Raw genomic sequence first — 20,667 nt, 5'->3', positions numbered from 1 at the left:
TCGCCAGAGACCTCCACGAACTGTGATCCACGTCATATAGTCGAATGGCCGGTGGGTTGTCAGTGACGTGGAGGTATCGATGCGGTCGACGCTTGTGGAATACCCGTGTTCGACTCAGCTCCTCGCCGACGCCCGTGTCACCCGTGCGGGTGACGGGGTGCTTCGGTACAGCCAACTCGACCCGTCGCTGTCCGAACTCCTCGATATCGCCGTTCATCGATTCTCCTCACGCATCGCGGTGGAGGAGGTCGACGGCGAGCAGGTCACCTTCGCGGAGTTGTGGGCCGAGGCGTCGCGGGTCGCAGGCGGGCTGAAGTCGCGAGGCGTCGAGATCGGTGACCGTGTGGCCATTCGCGTCGCCGCCGGGGTGAGGTGGATGGAGGCGTGCCTCGGCGTCATTCTCGCCGGCGGTGTTCCGGTCTCCGTGGGTGTTCATCTGAGCGACGACGCGGCGGACTTCGTCATCGCGGACAGTGGCTCGGTGTTGGTGCTCGACGGGGAACTCCCACACGGTGTTCCGTTCATCGACGACGGTGCCGCCCCGGAGGAGATGGCGATCCTCGCGTACACCGCCGATTCTTCGGGTGAAATGCTGGGCGTCGAGTTGAGCAACGAGAACGTGCTCTCCGCCATCGTCGGCATTCTGCACTCGCGCGATTACGGCGTCGAAGGTGTGCGCAATCTGTTGGTGGACAATGACTTCAAGTCGGTACGGCAATTCGTGCACGTGCTCGCGACGTTGGTGGTCGGTGGAACGGTGGTCCTCGCCGGCGACTTCTGGCGTGAGAGTGTGCATACCGTCGACATCGTGACCGGGCGGCCCGAGGACCTGCTCGAGCCACGGTTGCTCACCCTTGGGCCGGCGGCGCGTGCCGGTTCGAGGTCGGTTCAGTGGATCGATTGCAGCGGGTCGCCGATCACGGCCGAACAGGAATCCAAGCTGCTGACTCTGTTCCCGGCCGCTCGGCATGTGATCGGGTGGGGCAAAACCGAGACCTGTGGGGCTGGTCTCATTCTGCCAACCGAGTCGGCACCCACCCACCTCGGAAGCGTCGGAATCGCTTTCGGTGGAATGGAAGTGGCGTTGTACGGCCCGGATGCTCCAGGTGGTTTCGGTGAGTTGCTGTGCCGTGGACCGAGTGTCACGCGTCGGTATTGGAACTCGCCGCAAGCGACCTCGACGAGGTTCACCCAGGGGTGGTTCTGCACTCACGACACCGCGCAGATCGACCCCGATGGCTTCGTCCGTATTGTCGAACGCAACGTCGCGTAGTCACGCGAGCGTGGTCGACAAACGAGAGGGACATCATGGCGGACGAGGTTCTCACCGAGCGGCGCGGGCGGACACTGATCATCACCATCAACCGGCCCGAGGCGCGTAACGCCATCAACTCGGCGGTCAGTCACGCATTGGCCGCTGCGGTCGAAGAGCTCGATGCGGACGACGATCTGTCCTTGGCGGTGCTGACAGGAGCCGGCGGAAACTTCTGTGCCGGTATGGATCTGAAGGCATTCGTGGCCGGCGAGAACGTACTCGTGCCGGGACGCGGTCTCGGATTCACGGAAGGGCCGCCGCGTAAGCCGATCATTTCGGCGGTCGAGGGCTTCGCGTTGGCAGGCGGCACGGAACTCGTGCTTGCCACCGACCTGGTGGTCGCGTCGTCCGAAGCGAAGTTCGGTATCCCGGAGGTCAAGCGAGGGCTGGTCGCAGGTGGAGGCGGATTGTTGCGCCTGCCCAAGCGGATTCCGTACCAGAAGGCATTGGAACTGGCCCTGACCGGTGACAGTTTCACAGCCGAGGAGGCCTACCGCTACGGCTTCGTGAACACGTTGACCGAGCCGGGTAAGGCGCTCGAAGGCGCGCTGGAGCTGGCTGATCGCATCACCCGCAACGGACCGCTCGCGGTTGCGGTCACCAAGGAGATCATCGTCAAGGCCGGCGGTTGGTCCGACGACGAAGCTTTCGCGAAGCAGTTGCAGGTCATGGCGCCGGTGTTCGCGTCCGAAGATGCACGCGAGGGCGCGACGGCGTTCGCCGAGAAGCGCGCCCCGGTCTGGAAGGGGCGGTAACACCGACATGGCTACACCTGTCGCAGAGCTGCACATGCACATCGAGGGTTCTCTGGAACCCGAACAGATTTACCGACTTGCCGAGCGCAATCGAATGGACTTGCCGTACAAGGACATCGACGATCTGAAGTCGAGGTACGAGTTCACCGATCTGCAGTCGTTCCTCGATCTCTACTTCGCCAACATGGCCGTCCTGCGCACCGCGGAGGATTTTGCCGACCTGACGCGAGCGTACTTCCGCCGCGCGGCTGCCGCCGGCGTCGCGCATGCCGAGTTCTTCTTCAATCCACAGGCGCACGTGGTCCGTGGTGTTCCGCTGACCGAGGTCCTGGACGGGATCATGGATGCGGTGGCATCGAGTGAGCGCGAGTTCGGGCTCAGCAGCGCGGCAATCGCCGCCATCCTCCGAGATCAGCCCGTCAAGGACGCCGAGGAGATCTTCTCCGAGATAATTCGCCTGCAGGCTCCGATCGTCGGGCTCGGACTCGACTCCGCGGAGGTCGGCAACCCGCCGTCACTGTTCGAGGACGTGTTCGCCCGCGCGCGTGCCGAGGGTTTGCACGTTGTGGCTCACGCCGGTGAAGAGGGACCGCCCGAGTACATCTGGCAGGCGCTCGACATTCTCGGCGCCGAGCGGATCGACCACGGAGTCCGGGCACTCGAGGATCCTGCCCTGATCGAGCGTCTGGTCGACGAGGAGATTCCACTGACGGTCTGCCCGTTGTCGAACGTTCGTCTGCGGGTGTTCGATTCGCTGTCGGATCATCCGCTTCGATCGATGCTCGAGATGGGTTTGATCGTCACGGTCAACTCCGACGACCCGGCCTACTTCGGGGGATACGTCGACGACAATTTCACCGAACTGGGCCGAGCCCTGGGTCTGACCGAGGCCGAGCGAGACACCCTCGCCCGGAACTCGATCAAAGCCTCGTTTGCGAGCGATGCGCGAAAAGCGGAACTGCTGCGGCGCTGACCGTCAGTCGCCCAGCACCTGACGCAAGTATTCGTTGTCGAACACACGATTCGCGTCGTACTTGTCTCGAACGGCGACAAAGTCGTCGAGTCGGTCGTACGTCGGACGCAGGTCGTCGACGGTCCGGTTGTGCATTTTTCCCCAATGCGGCCGGCCGTCGACGGCGCGCGCGATGGCTTCCACCGCGGCGAAGTATTCGGTTTCGGGTCGGCGGTGGTACTGGTGTACCGCGATGTATGCGGTGTCGCGTCCGTGAGCAGTGGAGAGCCAGAGGTCGTCGGCGGCAGCAAAACGTACTTCGACGGGGAATGCGACGTTGGTTCCGGACTTCTTCATCCAGCGGTCGATTTCGTGGAGTGTCTCGGTGACGTGTTCGCGGGGGATCGCGTATTCCATCTCCTTGAACTTCACCCGGCGCGAAGACGCGAATACTCGGTAGCTGCGATCGGTGAACTCCCGGGCGCCGAGCAATCGAGACGACACGTTGTTGATTCTCGGGATCGCGGCCGGCGCCAGGGTGGCAACGCGGTTGACGCCTTCGAAGAGTGTGTTCGAGAGGAGTTCGTCGTCGACGAACGCGCGGACCTTGCCCACCGGATCGGGTTCGGTATCTCCGGGGAGTCGCGTATTGCTCTTCGTCAGGACACGATCGGTGTGCGGGAACCAGTAGAACTCGAAGTGATCCAGGCCCAGGCGATCGCCCTCGAGGGTGTCCAGTATGTGAGACAGCGTGTCGGGTTCCTCGATTGCGCGAAGTGTGAATCGCGGAACGCAGGCGAGAGTGATCTTCGAAATGATGCCGATTGCGCCCAATCCGAGGCGGCCCGCTTCGAACAGCTCGACGTTTTCGTCGGCGCTTGCGGTAACGACGGATCCGTCGGCGAGAACGATCTCGATTCCGCGAATCTGTGTGGCGATACCGCCGAATCGTGCGCCGGTGCCGTGCGTGCCGGTGGACGTCGCGCCGGCCAGTGACTGGACGTCTATGTCACCGAGATTTGCCATCGCATATCCGCGTTGCCACAAGGCGTCGTTGAGAGCATGAAGGCGAGTGCCTGCAAAAACAGTGACCAGCGCACCGTCGTCGGTCGGTGTGATCGAGTCGATTCCGCTCAAGTTGTCCAGGCTGACGAGGACACCGTCAGTGACCGCGACACCGGTGAACGAGTGGCCGGCGCCGACGGCCTTCACACGTTGGCCACGCGAGGCGGCCTCGGCGACCAACGACGAAAGTTCACGGGTATTTGTCGGCGTCGCAAAGCGACGCGGCGCGGCGCTTTGAGTGCCCGCCCAGTTCTGCCAAGTGTCCGAAGCCATTACGCAATAATGTACTTGGACGGTCGTCCAGGCAAGTATTGCGCGAAGATTTTGTCATTTGCGTTCTACGATCATTGGATGCTGAACAGGCTCCCGGCGGACGAACGCCGCACACAATTGGTCGAGTCCGCCTTGTCTATTGCGGAACAGCGCGGTGTCAGTTCTGTGACGGTAAGGGCGGTGGCAGAGGAGGCCGGGGTATCGCTCGGCGTCGTTCATTACTGCTTCGAGAGCAAGGAAGCGCTGATCGCGGCAATGGGTGAAACGCTCATTCTGCAGCTCAGTGCGTCGATGCAGTATGCGTTCGCGCAGGTCCGCCATGCGCCGGATCTCAGTGGCGTGCAGGGGCTCAGGGAATTGCTGCACATCGGCCTGACCGGAATGTGGCCGACCATCGAGGCAACCCCGGATCGCCAGTTGTTGACCTACGAAATTACTGCGCAGGCACTGCGTAGTCGCAATCTCGGAGCCGAACGTGCTGGGGCGGTTGCATTTGAGCAGTACCGAATCATGGATGAGCTCGCGGTGTCGTTTCTCGAAGAGTGCGCCAAGATATCGGGCACGGTGTGGACGGAGCCGTTGAGTTCGATTGCGCGACTGAGTCTTGCGATGATCGACGGCCTTGTTCTGCGATGGCTGGTCGATCGTGACTCCGACGCGACTATTGCCGAGTTCGGAGAAATGGTTCAGGTAATCGCCAACAAAGCCGTGGTCGCGCCTCAGTAGAACCGCCATCCTGGACATACGTCCAGGATTGGTGATTGACTGGTCGCACGCCGCGACGATTGGATCATCTGTGACCAGGACCCTTGATCGACTCACTGCTGCCACGCGAGAACTCGACCCGCCTCTGGCTGCTCTGGATCTGACCACACTGCGCAGTAATGCAGCCGACCTGGTGCGCCGCGCCGGTGGAACCCCGGTGCGAGTGGCGAGCAAATCGGTTCGTTGTCGGACGGTTCTGGCTGAAACTCTCGGCGACACACTGACCGCGTCCGGCGGATTCCGCGGAATCATGGCGTACTCACTGCGCGAGGCTCTGTGGCTGGTCGGGCTCGGCGCACGGGACATCCTGATGGGGTACCCGACCGCCGATCGTGGCGCCATCGCGGATCTCGCTGCCGACGACACCGCTCTCGCATCGATCACCTTGATGGTCGACGACGATGCGCAGTTGGACCTCATTCGTTCGGCGTCGACGGGGGATGCGCCTGTCCGCGTGTGTCTCGACGTCGACGCGTCACTGCGGATCGGCCCGATCCATCTGGGCGTACGACGCTCGCCGCTGCGCGAACCTGCCGCGGTCGCCGCACTCGCGGCGCGTGCTCGTCAGCGCGGATTCTCCGTCGTCGGAGTGATGTTCTACGAAGCCCAGATCGCCGGCCTCCCGGACACCAGCGCTCCGATCGGTTGGGTCAAGAAGGCCTCTGCCCGCGAATTGGCGTCCAGAAGGGGCGCTGTGGTCGCGGCCGTCACCGATGCCGTGGGTGCACTCGAGATCGTCAACAGCGGCGGTACGGGGTCGCTGGAGGTCAGTTCGGCCGATCCTGTGGTGACCGAGGTAACAGCAGGCTCCGGACTGTACGTACCGACCCTGTTCGACCGCTACCGCGCCTTCCGTCCCGATCCGGCGCTGTTCTTCGCACTGTCGGCCGTGCGCAAGCCGACGCCGTCCGTCACGACCCTGTTCGGCGGCGGATACATCGCGTCGGGACCTGCCGGAGCCACCCGCGTTCCGTCACCGGTCTGGCCCGCTGGTCTCAAACTGCTCCGCAACGAAGGTGCCGGCGAAGTCCAGACGCCGGTCACCGGGAAGGAAGCCGGAAACATCGCGATCGGCGACCGCGTATGGTTCCGTCACGCCAAGGCCGGCGAGCTGTGCGAGCGCTTCGACCGCGTGTATGTGGTCGAAGCCGACGGCACCCGAACCTCGGTTCCCACCTACCGCGGCGAAGGGCAGTGTTTCGGGTAGGACAGGCTTTGGGTGTGAAAATATTTGGCTAGCTCGTCAACCTCATGAACGCGCCCAGCTCCACCAATCCTGCGGGCGTGCTCGGCATGTACTGCGTCAACGCGTGTGATCGGACGATGATCGCGCACCACTTGCCGCGGGAGACAGCAACATTGAGGCGGTTCCGCGACAGGAGGAACGACATTCCTCGCGGGACGTCCTCGACGGCAGATGCGGCCATCGACACGATTGCCACCGCGGCCTCGCGGCCCTGGAACTTGTCGACGGTCCCGACCTCGACCTCCGTGAGACCGGCTTCGGTGAGATCGCGCTCGACGGTACCGACCTGGGCGTTGTATGCCGCGACCACGAGGATGTCCGACTGCTCCAGGGGCCGGGTTCCCTCGAACTCGCTCGGATCGGTCCATGGCGTACCGAGAAGGCCCTGGATCTGGCGAACGATTTCCTGGGACTCTTCCGGGGAGTACGTGGAATTGCCGCGGTGATCGACGAACACTGTGTGCACTCCGGCAGCGAGTCCGTCGAGTTTCCTTGCCGCACTCACGGTTTCCTGAGAATGGAGCTTGCCCTCGTACGACAGTGCGGACACGGGCGCACACAGATCCGGGTGCATCCGCCACGTTTTCTCGAGGAAGTAGCCGAGTTCGGGTGGCAGTGCGCCGTGTCCCTCGGCGAGCCAACCGAGCGCCGATTCGTCGACAGGTTCGGGGTGAGTACCTTGGCTCACCTGCGGCAACTGCTGCGGATCGCCCAGCAGCAACAGGTTTCGCGCGGAAATCGCGACGGCAATGGTGTTCGCCAGCGCGAATTGGCCTGCTTCGTCCACGACGAGCAAGTCCAAGCTGCCCGCTGGAACACGATCGGTGTTCGAGAAGTCCCACGCAGTGCCGCCGATGACACAGCCGACGCCTTCGGCCTCGGCGATGAATCCCGCATATTCTTCGGATGCGATGTCCTGCCATTCTGCGGTCTTGCTCCGGCTGCCCTTCTTCGCGACCAGTGCAGGGTCCACGCCGGCTTTCAGAATGCCGCCGAGCATGTTCTCGACCACCGAATGTGATTGTGCCACCACGCCGATTCGCCACTGATGTTGTTCGATCAGTGTCTTGACGACACGAGCGCCCGTGTAGGTCTTGCCCGTACCAGGGGGACCCTGTACTGCCACGTAGGAATCATCGAGGTCGAGAAGTGCGGCAGTGATGGCGTCGGCGTAGTTGTTGTCGGTGCCGACAGGTGGCAGCGGTGAACCCGAGAGGGTTCTCGGGGTGCTGCGCCTGAGAATGTCGACTGCCGCGATGTGTGGCAGTTCGGGCAGGCTCTCGCTGGCGTCGGATGCGGCAGCGGCGATCGACTTCTCCATACGTCCCGTGGGAATCGGACGACCAGGTGCCAATGCGACTGGGGTATCGAGGTATTCGTCACCGTCGAGCAGTTCTTCCACGGTGACCACGTCGAGCCCTTCGGACTTGACCACGGCGGTGACCTTGACGCTGCTGGTGCCGCGTTGGGTGGGGTTCTCGCTTGCAACGGCATCGGGGGAGGGGGTTGCGTAGAGCGCGAAAAGATCACTGCCCGGGCTCAAAGACGTTCCGGTGCCGAAACTTCCGGTCAACTGGATGTGGCGACGAAACTTCTTCTGCCGCGCGGTGCTCTTGTGCCAGTCCGTTTCGATTTCGGACTGCTCGACCACCATGACGTCGCGGATGTCCACGAGGTCTTCGATCGGTGTGACCAATCGGTCGAAGTGGGCCCACCAGTACGGCTTCCGCTCGCGATTGTGGTAACCGACTGCTGCGGCCAATAGAGCAGCAGCCTGCTGATCGGGGGTGCGTGTCGAACCGGCCTTGTGGCCGGCGAAGTCGCGGAGTGCGATTTCCGATTCGGTGAGTTCTTCGAGTGGAATCTTGATCTGTCCGGTCGGCTCTCGAAGTTCGACACCATGTTCTGCGGCGCGCTCGGCGAGCCAATCGCGCAGGCGGAGAGTGGATTCGCAGTCGTACTCGTTGTAGTCGGAGATGCCCTGAAGAAGTTCCCGGGCCTGGTCGGCTTGTCCGCCGTCGCGCAATTCGCAGTAGTCGGCATAGGCGACGACCGAGGCGGCGGCGTTGGTCACGTCACCGTCACGGCCGTGCTCACCCATGTAGAGCGGCTCGAGTTTCTTGATGCTGTACGAGCGTTGTCCGATCCGCAGGCACGCGCGGACGATCGGGTACAGGTCGACGAGCACGTTCTCGCTGAGCAGGGTGTCCACGGTCTGCTCGCCGACACCGTGACGTGCGGCCAAGCGCAACAGCGCCGATTTCTCGTACGCGGCGTAGTGGTAGATGTGCATGCCTGGATGAGCTTCTCGACGCGCGGTGACGTAATCGAGGAAGTCGAGGAGCGCCTGGCGCTCACCCTCGCGATCGTGTGCCCAGAACGGCTTGAACACGTAGTCGTCCGCAGGCCCTTCGACCACACCGAACAGATACTCCAACCCCCAATCGGTGGACCCGTCCTCGGCCCAGAGCGGATCGCCCTCGAAGTCGAAGAAGATGTCGCCGTCGTCGGGGATGGGGAGTCCGCCGAGCGCCGAGGGTTCGTAGACCTCGAATTCGGCGTCGCCGGACAGTTCCTGGCGTAGTTGAACCGCTGCCTGTGCACGGAGCTTGTCGAGTGTTTCCCGGCGGATTCCCTCGACTGGGCCGGTGCTCGCGGCGAGTTCGTCAATTGTCGTGATCCCCGAGACGATCAGCTGTTCACGCTGATTGCCGCGGACACCCGCAACCAGCAGCAGGTCTCGATGGCTTTCGACCTCGACGCTGCAGGTGTCGCATCGACCACAACGCAGGTACCGATCGTCGAGCCACTGTGTCGGTTTCCCCTCGGCGCGGTGCTCGTCGAGGACTCGTTCGAGTTCAGCTCTACGTGCCGCGAATACCGGCGCGATGTCTCCGATGTCGTGCGACGACGTGCTGCCGTCGCCTAGCAGTAGATGAACTTGATCGGATGCGGCAATTGCATTGCGCTCCAACGCATCCGCGTATGCGGCGAGTTGTAGAAGTGCCGACACCTTGGCGTGCCGGGAGAGCTTGCTGTCGTAGACCGCGTAGGTGTCGCCTTCGCGGACGAGGAAATCGCAGAACCCGAGGAATCGGCCGTCGAAAAAGGTTCCCTGATAAATGACCGGCGCGCCCGATCGTGCTGCCTCGACGGTGGCCAACGTGGCAGCGGTCAGGCCTGCGCGTGAGTGTTCCGGTCGCGGCATGACGACGACGCCGTCTCCGTGCTGATCGATGAACTTCTGAAGCTGTTCGCGCTCGTGCGAGTCGCCGAGGCTCGACGTCCGTTCGAGCATCGGATCCGCCTCGGCGGCCTCGGCCGCGATCAGACCGGTTCGGGCGTCGAGTTGCCGCAGCAGTGCGAACTCGCACGAGGCCGCAGCCGAGAGGTCGCTGGCGCTGTAGACGATCTGATCATCGAGTAGGAACACAGGGCGATTGTGCCATCGCTCACCGACAAGGCAACCCACCAGTAATCGCTCACGAGCCGCGGATATCGGTAGCGGCGTGCAGAATGACGATCATGCCTTTCTTCGACGGACGAACCGGTCAGGTGCACTTTCGGCATTGGCCGGCGGCAGGGGGTGCGGTGCCCACGGTGTCACTGGTCTTTCTGCACGGTCTCGGCCAGCACAGCGGCCAGTATCACCGCTTTGCGGGCGCAATGACGGCGTCGGGGATCGACGTGTGGGCGATCGATCACACCGGGCACGGTTTGTCAGAGGGTGATCCGGGAGTCGGGGCTCCGCTCTCCGATCTTGCTGCCGATGCAGCCGCGCTCGCTGACATCGCTTTGGCGGAACTGCCCGAAGTCCCGCAGGCGGTGATGGGCCATTCCTTGGGTGCGGTGACGGCGCTGACGATGCTGGCTCATCGCGATCACGATTTTGCCTCCGCAGTGCTGTGCGGCATTCCGCGCAGTGCGGTCGAGCAACACGGGTGGGCGGAACTCTCCGACGCGGGCATCCCAGTCCTGGTCGTTCACGGTACCGACGACCGGATCGCCCCGGTCGATCCCGTCCGGGACTGGGCGCGGACGCTGCGCAACGTCGAGATGCGCGAGTTCGAGGACGCCGGTCACGACCTGCTGCACGAGAAGGTTCACGCCAGTGTCACCAACGTCAGCCGTGAATTCCTTCTCGCGCATTCCAGGTAGTCCTCTCAGGAGAGCGCGCCGAGCACCTCTTTCGACGTGACGGGGTGCGAGAACATCGGGTAGTCGTAGGTGATCGCGTTCTCGTGTTCGGCGACCGAAGTTCCGGCTACACAATCGGTGAGTGTGATGACCCGGTAGCCGTTCTCGTATCCGGTGCGCATGGTCGATTCGACGCAGCAGTTGGTCAGGAAACCGCCGAGAAGTATCGTGCGAATTCCTTTGCTACGCAGAATGAAATCGAGGTTGGTGCTGGCAAAAGTGTCGAGTCCACGCTTGCCCTCGATGACGATGTCGCCGTCTTTCGGAGTGAGGTCGTCGACGATCGCAGCTCCCCAGGAACCCTTCACGAAGGCCTTTCCGTCGACGACGCCCTTGAGGATTCCGTACGGATGCGAGGTGATTTCGTTGTACCCCTCGGCGAAGGTGATCGGTGCGTGCATCACGGTGACACCCGCCGCACGGGCCGCATCGACCAGCGCGGCGGTGTTCGCGAGGAGTCCGTTCGATTCCATGACTGGTGCGACGGCCTCGTGAAGAACACCGCCCTCGGTGGTGAAGTCGTTCTGGTACTCGATGAGCACGACGGCGGTGGTCGCGGGATCCAATTCGAGCTTGTCGGTCATGGTCGGCACCTTCTCTGTTGTGGTCCGGGTCACGAATCTCCTCAATTAAACAGTTTGTCAGACAAGCAGGCAAGGGGTGGTAGCGTCGCGGCATGGATACGACTCCGTTGTCGCGCATGCCGCTCAGCCTTGCCGTGTCGGGACGAATCCGCGCTGCCATTCTCGACGGTTCACTCCCGGTCGGTGAGGCATTGCCCACCGAACAGGAACTTGCACAGACGTTCTCGGTGGGTCGATCGACGGTCCGTGAGGCCCTTCGGGTCCTGCAAGCGCAGGGATTGTTGACCGGCGCGGACACCACTTCTACTGCCAGGCCTCGGGTGACGCACGAGCATACGGCCGATTCCGCGGCCACAGCTCTCAGCACGGCGTTGCAGGTGGGTGCAGTTCCATTGGGCGATCTTGTCGAATTGCGAGTGCTGCTCGAAGCTGCTGCGCTGCGCACTGTCGTCGCGGTGCCGAACGGCGCCCGGGATGCGATCGAGCGGATGCGCGTCGCAACCCTTGCCGACGACTCGGTCGCATTCCACGACGCCGATGTCGACTTTCACGTTGCGCTGGCCGGAGCCGGCGGGAACAAGGCGTTCGGGTTGGTCATGACGGTTCTCCGCGACAGCATCGCCGGCTACCTGCTGAGTGAACTCGACTCGCGCGAGAACTCGGCGGCCACGCTCGGCGCACTGCTGGCAGAGCACGAGGGTATCGCCGACGCGATCGAGCGCGGCGCAGCTGACGAGGCCGCCGTTTTGGTCGAGCGCCATGTGCGCGGATTCTACGAAGGACGAACAAAATGACCACGAGTATCGATCTGTTGGGCGAGCGTCTGCAGAAAGCGGTGGGGGACAGGGCGACAACCGATCCCGACCGAATGGGTGCGTACGTCCGGGATCAATCACTGCTCACCGCAGCCGGAAGGCCCGCCGCGCTGGTCAAGGCGAAGACGGTCGACGACGTCGTTGCGGTCATGGCGGTGGCCCACGAACTCGCCGTTCCGGTGGTGACACGAGGGGCAGGTACCGGGTTGGCCGGCGCCGCCAACGCACTTGACGGATGCATCGTCTTGAGCGTCGCGGGCATGGATCGAATTCTCGAGATCGATCCTGCCGCGCGCACCGCCACGGTGGAGCCCGGAGTGATCAACGGTGACCTGGCGGAAGCTGCTGCACAGCAGGGTCTTTGGTACGTACCGGATCCGGGAAGCCGGTCCATCTCGAGTATCGGCGGCAACCTGGCGACAAATGCAGGCGGCATCTGTTGCGCCAAGTACGGCGTCACCGGTGATCACGTCGCGGCCCTGACAGCGGTACTGGCGGATGGGCGTGTGATCCGTACCGGTGCACGAACGCGCAAAAACGTTGCGGGGCTGGACCTGACACATCTGCTCGTCGGGTCGGAGGGCACTCTCGCGGTCATCGTCGAAGCCACGATGCGGTTGCGTACGGCGCCCACTGCCGCGACCACCGTCGTTGCGTTCTTCGATTCCGCGGAGTCCGCGATCGACGCCGTCCTCGCCGTGTCGGCGGTGGCCGAACCGTGTCAGATGGAGTTGATGGACGACGTCACCATCGGCGCCGTCAATCGGCTGACCAAGATGGGGCTGGACGAATCGGCCGGGGCGATGCTGCTCATCCAGTGCGACGGTAGGTCGGCGGCCGCCGAGGCAGCGGACTGCGCCGCGGCGTGCGAAAGCGCCGGGGCCCGAGAGGTTTTCCACACCGACGATCCGGTGGAAGGTGAAGAGTTCACCGCCGCGCGCCGCATGGCCTTGCCGGCTCTCGAGGCGTTGGGCACGGTACTTCTCGACGACGTCGCGGTGCCGGTGCCGGCGTTGCCGTCCATGTTGGAATGCATTCGTGAAGCGGCCGATCGCCACGGCGTCACGATCGGAACCTTCGGTCACGCCGCCGACGGCAATCTCCACCCGACCATCGTGTTCGACGCTGCCGAATCGGGTGCGCAGGATCGTGCGCGCGGAGCTTTCGACGACATCGTTGCCGGCGCACTGGCGTTGGGCGGAACGATCAGCGGTGAACACGGTATCGGGGTTCTCAAAGCGCCGTACATGGCGGACATGGTCGGCCAGACCGAACGCGAAATGATGCTTGCAGTCAAGGCCGCATTCGATCCGAAGAAGGTTCTCAATCCCGGACGAGGTATCTGAGCGGTTCGTCCGTGCCCCAGTCGCCGGAAATTGCGCTACCAGACGAACGTGTTGCCGCACGACGCTTTTCAAGTGACGATGGCCCTCATGAAGCTGTTGATGCTCGGAGGAACACGGTTCCTCGGCCACGCTCTCGTCGATGCCGCTTTGGCTCGGGGCTGGGAGGTGACAGTGCTCCATCGTGGGCTCACCGGAGCGCCACCACCTACAGCGGAGGTCCTGTTCGCGGATCGCACCGATCAGCGTGCGATGGTTGATGCGCTCGGTGATCGTCGATGGGATCTTGTCGTCGACACCTGGTCGGGTAGCCCCCGAGTGATCGGGGAAAATGCGCGCGTCTTACTCGGTCACGTCGACCGGTACGCATACATCTCCAGTGGATCCGTCTACCAATGGGGCTTGCACGTAGACGAGACCTCACCAGTGGTGGCCGCATCTGCGACCTCCGATGACTACAGCGATTACGCGTCCGCCAAACGCGGGGCCGAACTCGCTGTCCTGGAATCCTTCCCGGACGCGTTACTCGCGAGGGCAGGGTTGATCCTCGGCCCGCGCGAGGACATCGGGCGGTTGCCGTGGTGGCTGCAGCGTATCGCGGCGGGCGGACGTGTCGTTGCTCCCGGAGTGCCGACCAGACCGTTGCAGTACGTCGATGCCCGCGACATCGCAACCTTTGTCCTGTCCGGACTGGCCGCCGGGATCAGCGGGGCATACGACGTCATCAGCCCGTCCGGCCACACCACTACCTCCGGACTCCTCCAGGCGTGCGTGGTTGCCACCGGTTCGGACGCTGAACTCGTGTGGATCGACGAGGACAGGCTGGCGGCCGCTGGAGCGCAGCCGTGGACACAACTTCCGTGTTGGGTGCCGCAGGAGGGTGAGTTCGCGGGCTTCCTCGAAGCCGACACCGCCAAGGCGGGGCAAGCAGGGCTGCGGTGCCGGCCCGTCGAAGACACCGTGCGCGATACCTGGGAGTGGATGCAGCGGGAAACTCTGCCGACTCAGCGGGAGGATCGTGCGGTGCACGGCCTTCCATCCGAGATCGAAAAGGAACTACTCTCCGCCGGACAGTGAAACGAGTCTGGCCCGGTTCGCATTCGAACCGGGCCAGACTCGTGAAAGACGATCGATCAGGCGTACAGGTCGCTGATCTTGGTCTTGTGAGCTTCGTGAATGATGTTGCGCTTGAGCTTGAGCGTCGGCGTCAATTCACCGGTCTCCTGGGTGAAGTCGACCTCGAGGATCGTGTACTTCTTGATCTGCTCGGGGTTGGAGACCTTCTTGTTCGCGTCGGCAACGGCCGAGTCGATCTCGGCGATCAGGTCGGCGTTCTTCACCAGATCGGCAATCGGGGTGCCGGCGGGCAGGCCGTTGCGTTCGACCCAACCGGGCAGAGTCTCCGGATCGAGGGTGATCAGTGCACCGATGAACGGCTGACCGTCGCCGACGACGAGGCACTGGCTGATCAGAGCGTGCGCGCGCAGGGAATCTTCGAGGCCTGCCGGTGCGACGTTCTTGCCGCCCGCGGTGACGATGATTTCCTTCTTGCGTCCGGTGATGGAGACGTAGCCCTCGTTGTCGATCGAGCCGAGGTCGCCGGTGTGGAACCAGCCGTCGACGATGGATTCGGCAGTGGCCTTCTCGTTGTGCCAGTAGCCGGCGAACACGACCGGGCCCTGCAGGAGGAGTTCGCCGTCCTCGGCGATCCGTGCTGCATGGCCGTTGATCGGCTTGCCGACGGTGCCGACGCGCTGCGCGCTCGAGGTGTTGACGGTGATTGCGGCGCTGGTCTCCGTGAGTCCGTAGCCCTCGTAGATCGGGATGCCGACGCCGCGGAAGTAGTGGCCGAGGCGCGCGCCGAGGGCTGCGCCACCGGAGACTGCACGCTCGCACTCGCCACCCAGAGCTGCGCGCAACTTCGAGTAGACGAGCTTGTCGAATACCGCGTGCTTGAGCTTGAGTGCCAGTCCGGGGCCACCCTTTTCGAGGGATTCGCTGTATTCGATGGCGGTGGCAGCAGCCTTGTCGAAGATGCTGCCCTTACCGCCGTCGACTGCCTTCTGGCGAGCCGAGTTGTACACCTTCTCGAACACGCGGGGCACCGAGAGGATGAAGTTGGGCTTGAAGCCGGCGAACTGCTCGAGCAGCGTCGTCAGGTCCGACGTGTGGGCGACGGTGACCTTGGCGTCGAAAGCGCCGAAGGAGATCGCCCGCGCGAATACGTGGGCAAGCGGCAGGAACATCAGAGTCTTCTTGCCGGGGACCATGGACTCCGGCATCGCCAGGCGGCAGGCGTTGGACTCGGCGTAGAAGTTGGAGTGCGTCAGCTGGACACCCTTGGGGCGTCCGGTGGTTCCGGAGGTGTAGATCAGGGTCGCGGGCGAGGCGGCGGTGACCTGGTGACGACGAGTGTGCAGTTCTTCGTCGGTGATTGCCGAACCGCGACTGGACAGCTCGTCGATCGCACCCGACTCGATGACAAGAACCTCGCGGAGGGCTTCTGCGCCGTCGGTGACTTCCTTGTGAGTCTCCGCGTGCTTGGCCGTTTCGACGACCAGAAGTGTCGTCGCTGAATCCTCGAGGATCCACTGCGCCTGATCAGGGGAGGAGGTCTCGTAGATCGCGACGGTGCATCCGCCGGCAGTCCAGATGGCGTAGTCGAGAACGACCCACTCGTAGCGAGTCGCGGACAGGATAGCGACGCGGTCGCCGAGCTCGACACCTGACGCGATCAGGCCCTTGGCAACTGCGGAGACCTGCTTCGCGAATTCAGCTGCAGTGACGTCGACCCATCCACCGTTCGACGGCCTCTTGAACGGCACGAATGTGGGGTCTTCTTCGGCGTGACGGAACACGGAGTCGGCCATGGATACGTTCTCCGGAATTGAGAACGACTGTGGAACTGAGAACTCGCGCACTATTGACCCCTCCAGTGACTACTGACATTTCTGATGTGCATTGCATCACATTAGTCGTCATTTTGCACTGTCGTTACTATTCGGTAGAACTGGTCGGGCGCTGACCTGCAGTTTAGTGTGACCGTCTGTTTACAGGTACTCAGGCGACGTGTTGGAGCGTGCGACCGTGCACGGACAGCCACCGCCGAATTGCGTAGTCCAATCGGTCCGGATCCACTCCGAGTTGCTCTGCAGTAGCTGCAAGGATCTCCGAGGTGTCTCCCGGCAACTCGGTGGTGCCGAGTGTCGCGCTGATGAAGGTGTCGGCAGCGGTCCCCAGATCGGTGTGCGGAATTCCGGCCAACATCAACAGGTGGGCCCAGGTCACTTCGGAACCGTCTCCGCACGCGTCCACCCAGGCATGGTGAACGGCTTCGAGAGCGTTGTCGGAATCGGCGGCCGACAGCAGGTCCTCGACGCTGTTGATCCGCAAGTGATGGAGTTTCTCGGCGACCTGTTGGATGTGCCGTGCCTCGATCGGGACACCCGTCGCCGTGTAGCGACGCTTGTACGAGCCGATCTTGCCTGCCCACTGGTCCGAACTGCCGGCTTCCTCGAAGGTGCGGAGTAGTTCACGTGCGCCATCCGTGACGGGTTTGTCCTCGCGGGCTTTCCGGTACGCCAGGTAGCGATCGACGACGGTCACTTCGCTGTGACCCGACGTGGACTGAACGGATTCGATGATGCACAGGGCGAGGCTCTGTCGATAAGCGTCTGACGCAACCCAGGCGGAAGGGTCGCCCAGGCGGTCACGGCACGCAGCTGCGACGGCGTCGACGGTATCGGTCGAGATGGTCACGGTTCCTCCAGAAAGCCGAATTCTTTTTGTTCCATTTGGGCTATCGGCACCGAGGAGCGAAATGTTGCACACATCACAAAATCTCAGAGATCTCTTGGACTGTGCTCAGGCTGGAGAGGTGTGCACTCAGGCGAGGAAGGACAGCACTTCGTCGTCGCTGAGTTGATGAAAGTCCTCGAATGCAGCACCGACGCCGCCTAACAGGGCAGGAACGAAGGGGCAGACGACCCGATCGGCGGAGCACGCGATCACTCTCATGGCTTCGGGGGAGGCTACTGGGACCGCGACGATCACGGAGGCGGCACCCGCGGTGCGCGCGCATCGGCAGGCAACGGCGGCACTCGCGCCCGTAGCCATTCCGTCGTCGACGATCACCGCAGTGCGTCCGTGGAGGGAAACCGGGGTCCGCCCCTCGCGCAGGAGATGCGCCCGCCGTTCCAATTCGGTTCGCTCGTCGCGTTCGACGGCGACGAGTTCTCTTTTCGAGACGCGAACCGCTGCGATGACGTCGTGGTTGAGGACCCGCACGCCGCCCTCACCGATGGCGCCCATCGCCAGTTCCGGGTTGTACGGACTGCCGAGCTTGCGCACCACCACGATGTCGAGCGGAGCGTTCAGTGCCGCAGCCACCTCGGCTGCGACCGGAACTCCGCCGCGCGGGAGTCCGAGAACGACGGGCTTGTCGATACGCAAGGTCTCGAGCCGCCCGGCCAGAAATTTGCCGGCGGAAGATCGATCCCGATACTGGGTCACTGCGTTGTCCTCGAGAAGCTCGAACCCCGACCAGTTCGACGCTACTCGCTGCAGGTCACCGCGACGAGACTGTGAACCTCCGCAGCGCGAGAGCGGGATTCTTCTCGCGTACCTCGGCGATGCGAGCAGCCGAAACGAGTGCGGTGGCGACCCCGACCTGCTCGCCAAGTGAACACATCACGACGCCCATCGGGTCGACGATCATGCTGGCACCCGCGCCGCCGCGCGCGCTCTGATCTGCCGCTGCGATGTACATCGTGTTCTCGATGGCTCGGGCGCGCACGAGAGTGGTCCAGTGGTCTTCCTTGAGCGGCCCCGGCACCCACTGGGCGGGCAGGAGCAGGATGTCTGCGCCGACGTCGACGATGCGCCGGGTGACTTCCGGGAAGCGCAGGTCGTAGCAGGTCTGGAGGCCGAAGGTCAGGCCGTCGCACCCGAAAGTCTGCGGTTCGGTGATCTCGCCCGCGCGGATCACGGCTGACTCCTGGTAACCGAAAGCGTCGTAAAGATGCAGTTTCCGGTAGGTCGCCACCAGTTCGCCGTTCGGGTCCATCGCGACGAGGGTGTTGGAGATTCTGCTCACGTCGTCGATCCGCTCGTTCATTCCTGCCACGAGGAAGATTCCGAACTCCGCGGCGACCGACGCCAGCGCCGAACCGAATTCGCCGTCCAGGTCCTCCGCGGACTCGATCAAACGCTCATCCGTCTTCGGTGCGGTGAACATCGAGTATTCCGGCGCCACGACAACTTTCGCGCCGCGTGCTGCTGCATCGGAAGCCAGTGATCGCAGTGATTCGAGGTTGGCTTTCTTGTCCGTCCCCGGGGCGAATTGGGCAATCGCGACAACGGTCTGGGAGGGGGTGGCTGCGGTGGCTTCGGTCATGCTTCCTACGCTAGGCGAAACCCGCTGGGAGGGTGGATCTGTCGTAAATGCACCCCCGGTATGTCGTCGTGTCTATACTCTATCCGCTAAACTGCTGGTCAAATGAGTGATATTGAGCGTGACCCCGAACCCCCAACATTTGCCGACCTCGACATCGATGATCGGGTACTGAAGGCACTGTCAGACGTGGGCTACGAGTCGCCCTCGCCCATTCAGGCTGCCACCATTCCGCCACTGCTCGAAGGCAAGGACGTCGTCGGTCTCGCACAGACCGGTACCGGCAAGACCGCAGCCTTCGCAGTTCCCGTTCTGTCGCGGATCGACACGTCGATCAAGCAGACCCAGGCGCTGGTGCTTGCTCCCACGCGTGAGCTGGCGCTTCAGGTTGCCGAGGCCTTCGGCAAGTACTCCGCGCACATCCCCGGACTCAACGTCCTGCCGATCTACGGTGGCCAGAGCTACGGCGTCCAGCTGTCCGGACTGCGCCGCGGTGCGCACGTCGTCGTCGGTACGCCTGGTCGTGTCATCGACCATCTCGAAAAGGGCACCCTGGATCTGACCAATCTCAAGTACCTCGTTCTGGACGAGGCCGACGAGATGCTCAAGATGGGCTTCCAGGAGGACGTCGAGCGCATCCTCCGCGACACCCCCGGCGACAAGCAGGTCGCTCTGTTCTCGGCAACGATGCCCGGCTCGATTCGCCGGATCTCGAAGCAGTACCTGAACAATCCGGTCGAGATCACCGTCAAGTCCAAGACGTCGACCGCCTCGAACATCACGCAGCGCTACATTCAGGTTGCTCATCAGCGCAAGCTCGATGCACTGACCCGAGTCCTCGAGGTCGAGGCATTCGAGGCGATGATCATCTTCGTGCGTACCAAGCAGGCCACCGAAGACCTGGCGGAGAAGCTGCGGGCCCGCGGGCACTCGGCTGCCGCGATCAACGGCGACATCGTCCAGGCACAGCGTGAGCGGACCATCGGTCAGCTCAAGAACGGCGCCCTCGACATCCTCGTCGCGACCGACGTTGCCGCTCGAGGCCTCGACGTGGATCGAATCTCCCACGTCGTCAACTACGACATCCCGCATGACACGGAGTCGTACGTCCACCGCATCGGTCGTACCGGCCGCGCCGGTCGTCAGGGTGACGCGTTGCTGTTCGTCGCCCCGCGTGAGCGTCATCTGCTCAAGTCCATCGAGAAGGCGACCCGTCAGCCGCTTGCGGAGATGCAGCTTCCCAGTGTCGACGACGTCAACGCCCAGCGCGTGGCCAAGTTCGGTGACTCCATCACCGAGAGCCTGGCCTCGGAGAATCTCGCGATGTTCCGCAAGATGATCGAGGACTACGACCAGGAACACGACGTTCCGCTCATCGACATCGCTGCCGCTCTGGCGTTGCAGTCGCGCGACGGCGAAGCATTCTTGCTTTCTCCCGAGCCGCCGGCACCGCCGCGTCGTGAGCGCGAGCCTCGTGAACCACGTCCTCCCCGTCGTTTCGACGATGGCCCGGCCCCGCGCTCGCGTGGGCCCGAGGGCCAGGAGCTGGCCGCGTACCGCATTGCAGTCGGCAAGCGTCACCGCGTCGTTCCGGGTGCCATCGTCGGTGCCATCGCCAACGAGGGTGGGCTTCGTCGAAGCGACTTCGGGCACATCAGTATTCGTCCGGATCACAGCATCGTCGAGCTGCCGGCAGACCTCTCCAACGAGACTCTCGAAGCTTTGCGTCGCACACGCATCTCCGGCGTCCTGATCCAGTTGCAGCCTGATTTCGGCCCGCCGCAGGGACGTCCGAGTGGCCGTGGCGACCGTGGTGGACGTGACGACCGCCGCGGTGGCGGACGCGATCGCTACAACGACTGACCTACAGCTTCAACGACTGTCATGAAGACTGAAACAGGCGCTGCCCTCCGCGAGGGAGGACAGCGCCTGTTTTCTGTGTGGGGGGCAAGGCGCTGCGCGGTA

Annotated in this window: 17 protein-coding genes; 10 read left to right on the top strand and 7 right to left on the bottom strand. The window is 63.4% G+C overall.

Annotated elements, in window-relative coordinates; genetic code table 11:
* Positions 1–79 precede the first annotated feature (79 nt).
* From M0639_RS19915 to M0639_RS19905, 3 genes are read left to right on the top strand one after another with little or no spacing between them, the layout of a single operon-like run.
* Positions 80–1,273 (top strand): class I adenylate-forming enzyme family protein, encoded by a 1,194-nt coding sequence (locus M0639_RS19915; RefSeq protein WP_030536925.1) that lies wholly within the window; start codon positions 80–82, stop codon positions 1,271–1,273.
* A 35-nt stretch (positions 1,274–1,308) separates the two neighbouring features.
* Positions 1,309–2,070, top strand: a complete 762-nt coding sequence (locus M0639_RS19910) for a crotonase/enoyl-CoA hydratase family protein (protein WP_003945127.1) — start codon at positions 1,309–1,311, stop codon at positions 2,068–2,070.
* Positions 2,071–2,077: 7 nt separating this feature from the next.
* Positions 2,078–3,043, top strand: a complete 966-nt coding sequence (locus M0639_RS19905; RefSeq protein ID WP_019749316.1) for an adenosine deaminase — start codon at positions 2,078–2,080, stop codon at positions 3,041–3,043.
* A gap of 3 nt (positions 3,044–3,046) precedes the next feature.
* On the opposite strand, the gene M0639_RS19900 is transcribed toward M0639_RS19905, so the two are convergent.
* Positions 3,047–4,360 (bottom strand): D-arabinono-1,4-lactone oxidase, encoded by a 1,314-nt coding sequence (locus tag M0639_RS19900; RefSeq protein ID WP_042450351.1) that lies wholly within the window; start codon positions 4,358–4,360, stop codon positions 3,047–3,049.
* Positions 4,361–4,438: 78 nt separating this feature from the next.
* On the opposite strand from M0639_RS19900, the gene M0639_RS19895 reads away from it, so the two are divergent.
* Together M0639_RS19895 and M0639_RS19890 are read left to right on the top strand one after the other, a co-directional pair.
* Positions 4,439–5,086 carry a TetR/AcrR family transcriptional regulator gene (locus M0639_RS19895; protein ID WP_020908434.1) on the top strand — a complete coding sequence of 216 codons (648 nt, stop codon included), beginning with the start codon at positions 4,439–4,441 and terminating at the stop codon, positions 5,084–5,086.
* Positions 5,087–5,156: 70 nt separating this feature from the next.
* The gene (locus M0639_RS19890; RefSeq protein ID WP_003945107.1) at positions 5,157–6,332 is read left to right on the top strand and encodes an amino acid deaminase/aldolase; all 1,176 of its coding nucleotides are present in this window, start codon (positions 5,157–5,159) and stop codon (positions 6,330–6,332) included.
* A 28-nt stretch (positions 6,333–6,360) separates the two neighbouring features.
* Here M0639_RS19890 and M0639_RS19885 read toward each other — a convergent pair whose 3' ends face one another.
* A complete protein-coding gene (locus tag M0639_RS19885; protein ID WP_064075773.1) occupies positions 6,361–9,804 on the bottom strand; it encodes a TM0106 family RecB-like putative nuclease in 3,444 nt (1,147 codons plus the stop codon).
* Positions 9,805–9,887: 83 nt separating this feature from the next.
* On the opposite strand from M0639_RS19885, the gene M0639_RS19880 reads away from it, so the two are divergent.
* Positions 9,888–10,529 (top strand): alpha/beta hydrolase, encoded by a 642-nt coding sequence (locus M0639_RS19880; protein ID WP_003945142.1) that lies wholly within the window; start codon positions 9,888–9,890, stop codon positions 10,527–10,529.
* A gap of 5 nt (positions 10,530–10,534) precedes the next feature.
* On the opposite strand, the gene M0639_RS19875 is transcribed toward M0639_RS19880, so the two are convergent.
* The gene (locus M0639_RS19875) at positions 10,535–11,152 is read right to left on the bottom strand and encodes a cysteine hydrolase family protein (protein WP_030536921.1); all 618 of its coding nucleotides are present in this window, start codon (positions 11,150–11,152) and stop codon (positions 10,535–10,537) included.
* 92 nt (positions 11,153–11,244) lie between these two features.
* Here M0639_RS19875 and M0639_RS19870 point away from each other — a divergent pair, with 92 nt between their 5' ends.
* From M0639_RS19870 to M0639_RS19860, 3 genes are all read left to right on the top strand, one after another.
* Complete coding sequence (locus tag M0639_RS19870) at positions 11,245–11,946, top strand: FadR/GntR family transcriptional regulator (RefSeq protein ID WP_063316852.1); 702 nt, start codon at positions 11,245–11,247, stop codon at positions 11,944–11,946.
* Positions 11,943–13,313, top strand: a complete 1,371-nt coding sequence (locus M0639_RS19865; protein WP_064075774.1) for an FAD-binding oxidoreductase — start codon at positions 11,943–11,945, stop codon at positions 13,311–13,313. The genes M0639_RS19870 and M0639_RS19865 overlap by 4 nt, the downstream gene beginning before the upstream one ends.
* Positions 13,314–13,391: 78 nt before the next feature.
* Positions 13,392–14,387 carry an NAD-dependent epimerase/dehydratase family protein gene (locus tag M0639_RS19860; protein WP_082845821.1) on the top strand — a complete coding sequence of 332 codons (996 nt, stop codon included), beginning with the start codon at positions 13,392–13,394 and terminating at the stop codon, positions 14,385–14,387.
* A gap of 56 nt (positions 14,388–14,443) precedes the next feature.
* On the opposite strand, the gene M0639_RS19855 is transcribed toward M0639_RS19860, so the two are convergent.
* The 4 genes from M0639_RS19855 to M0639_RS19840 all read right to left on the bottom strand — a co-directional run bounded on the left by M0639_RS19855 (position 14,444) and on the right by M0639_RS19840 (position 18,705).
* Complete coding sequence (locus tag M0639_RS19855; protein WP_042450345.1) at positions 14,444–16,231, bottom strand: AMP-dependent synthetase/ligase; 1,788 nt, start codon at positions 16,229–16,231, stop codon at positions 14,444–14,446.
* Between the two features lie 139 nt (positions 16,232–16,370).
* Entirely contained in the window at positions 16,371–17,069 is a 699-nt protein-coding gene (locus tag M0639_RS19850) for a hypothetical protein (RefSeq protein WP_003945151.1), read from the bottom strand.
* Positions 17,070–17,195: 126 nt separating this feature from the next.
* Positions 17,196–17,822 (bottom strand): phosphoribosyltransferase, encoded by a 627-nt coding sequence (locus M0639_RS19845; protein WP_064075775.1) that lies wholly within the window; start codon positions 17,820–17,822, stop codon positions 17,196–17,198.
* Between the two features lie 55 nt (positions 17,823–17,877).
* Complete coding sequence (locus M0639_RS19840; RefSeq protein WP_050656184.1) at positions 17,878–18,705, bottom strand: carbon-nitrogen hydrolase family protein; 828 nt, start codon at positions 18,703–18,705, stop codon at positions 17,878–17,880.
* 102 nt (positions 18,706–18,807) lie between these two features.
* Between M0639_RS19840 and M0639_RS19835 the strand changes: the two genes are divergently transcribed.
* Complete coding sequence (locus M0639_RS19835; RefSeq protein WP_064075776.1) at positions 18,808–20,565, top strand: DEAD/DEAH box helicase; 1,758 nt, start codon at positions 18,808–18,810, stop codon at positions 20,563–20,565.
* Positions 20,566–20,667: the final 102 nt, after the last annotated feature.

This window comes from Rhodococcus qingshengii JCM 15477 (genome assembly GCF_023221595.1).
In the GTDB taxonomy this organism is placed as follows: domain Bacteria; phylum Actinomycetota; class Actinomycetes; order Mycobacteriales; family Mycobacteriaceae; genus Rhodococcus_F; species Rhodococcus_F qingshengii.
This window is presented reverse-complemented; position numbering and strand designations above follow the sequence as displayed.

What these genes read in the sequence shown, in the direction of transcription:
- M0639_RS19905 (WP_019749316.1), top strand. Translation starts at nt 2,078, where the DNA reads ATGGCTACACCTGTCGCAGAGCTGCACATGCACATCGAGGGTTCTCTG.
- M0639_RS19895 (WP_020908434.1), top strand. Translation starts at nt 4,439, where the DNA reads ATGCTGAACAGGCTCCCGGCGGACGAACGCCGCACACAATTGGTCGAG.
- M0639_RS19900 (WP_042450351.1), bottom strand. Translation starts at nt 4,360, where the DNA reads ATGGCTTCGGACACTTGGCAGAACTGGGCGGGCACTCAAAGCGCCGCG.
- M0639_RS19910 (WP_003945127.1), top strand. Translation starts at nt 1,309, where the DNA reads ATGGCGGACGAGGTTCTCACCGAGCGGCGCGGGCGGACACTGATCATC.
- M0639_RS19835 (WP_064075776.1), top strand. Translation starts at nt 18,808, where the DNA reads ATGAGTGATATTGAGCGTGACCCCGAACCCCCAACATTTGCCGACCTC.
- M0639_RS19875 (WP_030536921.1), bottom strand. Translation starts at nt 11,152, where the DNA reads ATGACCGACAAGCTCGAATTGGATCCCGCGACCACCGCCGTCGTGCTC.
- M0639_RS19915 (WP_030536925.1), top strand. Translation starts at nt 80, where the DNA reads ATGCGGTCGACGCTTGTGGAATACCCGTGTTCGACTCAGCTCCTCGCC.
- M0639_RS19880 (WP_003945142.1), top strand. Translation starts at nt 9,888, where the DNA reads ATGACGATCATGCCTTTCTTCGACGGACGAACCGGTCAGGTGCACTTT.
- M0639_RS19860 (WP_082845821.1), top strand. Translation starts at nt 13,392, where the DNA reads ATGGCCCTCATGAAGCTGTTGATGCTCGGAGGAACACGGTTCCTCGGC.
- M0639_RS19865 (WP_064075774.1), top strand. Translation starts at nt 11,943, where the DNA reads ATGACCACGAGTATCGATCTGTTGGGCGAGCGTCTGCAGAAAGCGGTG.
- M0639_RS19840 (WP_050656184.1), bottom strand. Translation starts at nt 18,705, where the DNA reads ATGACCGAAGCCACCGCAGCCACCCCCTCCCAGACCGTTGTCGCGATT.
- M0639_RS19870 (WP_063316852.1), top strand. Translation starts at nt 11,245, where the DNA reads ATGGATACGACTCCGTTGTCGCGCATGCCGCTCAGCCTTGCCGTGTCG.